Origin of the sequence: Sphingomonas sp. (assembly GCF_031361285.1) — a bacterium.
GTDB lineage: Bacteria > Pseudomonadota > Alphaproteobacteria > Sphingomonadales > Sphingomonadaceae > Sphingomicrobium.
In genome coordinates this window covers 1-2,177 of the sequence record NZ_JANMCO010000097.1, presented here as the reverse complement: position 1 = coordinate 2,177, position 2,177 = coordinate 1, and the positions used below count along the sequence as shown (strand labels likewise).

The window sequence follows — 2,177 nt, the reverse complement described above, 5'->3', positions numbered from 1 at the left end:
TCAGCTGGTCGGTGCGCGACGAGAGCCTCCATTGCGAAGGCATCATCCGCCTGTTCCACACCTTCACCAAGGAACGCGACTGCCTCACCCGCGCGGTCAAGGACGACATCATGGACGTCTGCCAGAAGACCGTCCGCCTCGAGGATGCGTTCATCGACCTCGCGTTCGAGCAGGGGCCGGTCACCGGCATGACCCCCAAGGAGATCAAGAAGTACATCCGCTACATCGCCGACTGGCGGCTGGGGCAATTGGGCCTCAAACCCATCTACATGGTCGACGAGCACCCGCTGCCGTGGCTCGCCCCGCTCCTCAACGGCGTCGAACACGCCAACTTCTTCGAAACAAGGGCGACCGAATATTCGAAGGCGGCGACGCGGGGGAATTGGAACGAGGTGTGGGACTCGTTCGACCGGAGGCAAAAGGCGAAAGGCGACGCCGCGAATGATGGCGCGGGGGCGGAAGCCGCCGCGCAGGACGAAGGGGATATGTTCACCCGTGCCGGGGTCGCGGCGGAGTAATCGGCGGGCATGATCGAGTTCGACATGATCAAAGATCGGGCCAACCAAGCGCGGCACGGTTTACCGCTCGGTGCTGCTGAGCTTCTTTTCGAAGGACCGTTCATCGAGGAAGAGGATCGGCGTCGCGACTATGGCGAAACCCGGTTCATCGCCACCGGGCCGGTGGAGGAATTTGGCGGCCGAATTCATGTCGTGGTATATGTCTGGCGCGAAAGCGTTCGACGCATCATCAGTTTCAGGAAAGCCAATGGCCGGGAAATCAGAAAATATCGTGCAGGTGTCGCTTGAGGAATCGCGCGCGATCGCGAAGGCGTGGGCGACGCCGGAGAATCTGGCGAAGCTCGACGCGATGACCGACGAGGACATCGCCGCCCAGATCGCCGCCAATCCCGACGCCGCGCCCGAGCTGACTGACGAATGGTTCGAAAACGCGCGGCTGGTAATCCCGCTGAAGAGCCGAAAACGGGCGGCGTGACCGGATAAAATTACAGCGACAGTGCACTAATTACAGGACCAACCGTCCCTTCGGCTCCGCATAGCTGTCAATCCTCCGCAGCGGGCGCTCGTGCCAGCCGATGTTCACCGCCCACAGCGTCGGGAAAAAGTGCAGCGTCGAGTAAGGTAAATGCTCGTCGATCCAGCGCGCCAGGATTTGCCAGTCGCCGGGCTGTTGGTGCGCATCCCGGAATGACGGCACGACGACGCAGGCGACCGCGCCCATGCATCCGTCGGCGTCGCGCATGTCCCAGATATGCGCCGCCGCATTAGCCTCGTTCGACGCGCAATTGTAACCCGCCTTGCCGGCTTTCTGCTTCGCGTTTCCGAGCGCGTTGACCTCACGGCTGCGATAGGCCGAGCGGATCGCGATCCGTCCCCATTCAGCCTGTAATGGCTCGAGCAATTCCTCGCACAGCCGCGTCCCCGCCGCGATTGCCAAATCGGGATCGTCGGGCGCGTTCAGCAACCCGTGAACTTGCGCGATTTCCGAATACAGCATGTCGCGCATGAAAAAGCTCTTCGACAGCCGCACCCGCCCCAGCTCGGTCAGCGCCTGCACGCTTGTTGGTCTACGCATCACCCCTCCTGCCTAATTTAATCAGGACATTGATCGCTAATTACGAGTTACGAATTACGGGGAATTACGCAATTACGGTGACAGTAAATTACGGTGACAGTAACCGAAACCCTCAGCACCACCCGCTCCTGAAGCCGCCCCAATAGCGCCGCGCCAGCCCGCTGGCCCGCATGTCCTCGGATTACGCGGATTACGGGATTACGGTGGGATTACGGTGACAGTGCACTAAATTCGCGCCCTATCCTCCGCGCGGGTCGGGACTATAACCACCCTATGCCTCACCCCACACCAGCCGATTTCGCCGCCAGGTCGACGACCAGATGCGCAGTTTGTCTCTTGCTTGGTGTCGCCGCGCTGGTCTGCGGAATGGTCCAGGCATCGGCCGCGGCGGCGGCACCGCCGGATCGAGCGAGCGCTGACGCCCGCAAGGCCACAGTCCGCCACTATATCCAAATCTGGGAGAGTGGGCGCGTCGAGCGGCTCGGCACAGTGATCGCCGACGGCTATTCCGGTCACGCCGCGTCGGGCAGCCGGGATATCGCCGGCCTGCGGCAACGAATCGCTGACTTCCATCTCGCTTTTCC

Annotated in this window: 5 protein-coding genes; 4 read left to right on the top strand and 1 reads right to left on the bottom strand. The window is 61.9% G+C overall.

All coding sequences use genetic code 11. The features are described from left to right. The 3 genes from RMO25_RS09090 to RMO25_RS09080 all read left to right on the top strand — a co-directional run. Positions 1-518: ribonucleotide-diphosphate reductase subunit beta (locus RMO25_RS09090; protein WP_309662287.1), on the top strand; the 518-nt coding region annotated here is incomplete at its 5' end. Positions 519-527: 9 nt separating this feature from the next. Beyond that, positions 528-806, top strand: a complete 279-nt coding sequence (locus RMO25_RS09085) for a BrnT family toxin (protein WP_309662286.1) — start codon at positions 528-530, stop codon at positions 804-806. Further along, positions 766-993 (top strand): hypothetical protein, encoded by a 228-nt coding sequence (locus RMO25_RS09080; protein WP_309662285.1) that lies wholly within the window; start codon positions 766-768, stop codon positions 991-993. The genes RMO25_RS09085 and RMO25_RS09080 overlap by 41 nt, the downstream gene beginning before the upstream one ends. A 30-nt stretch (positions 994-1,023) precedes the next feature. On the opposite strand, the gene RMO25_RS09075 is transcribed toward RMO25_RS09080, so the two are convergent. Continuing rightward, the gene (locus RMO25_RS09075; protein WP_309662284.1) at positions 1,024-1,593 is read right to left on the bottom strand and encodes a hypothetical protein; all 570 of its coding nucleotides are present in this window, start codon (positions 1,591-1,593) and stop codon (positions 1,024-1,026) included. Between the two features lie 336 nt (positions 1,594-1,929). Here RMO25_RS09075 and RMO25_RS09070 point away from each other — a divergent pair. Beyond that, a partial coding sequence (locus tag RMO25_RS09070) for a hypothetical protein (protein WP_309662283.1) occupies positions 1,930-2,177 on the top strand: 248 nt, incomplete at its 3' end.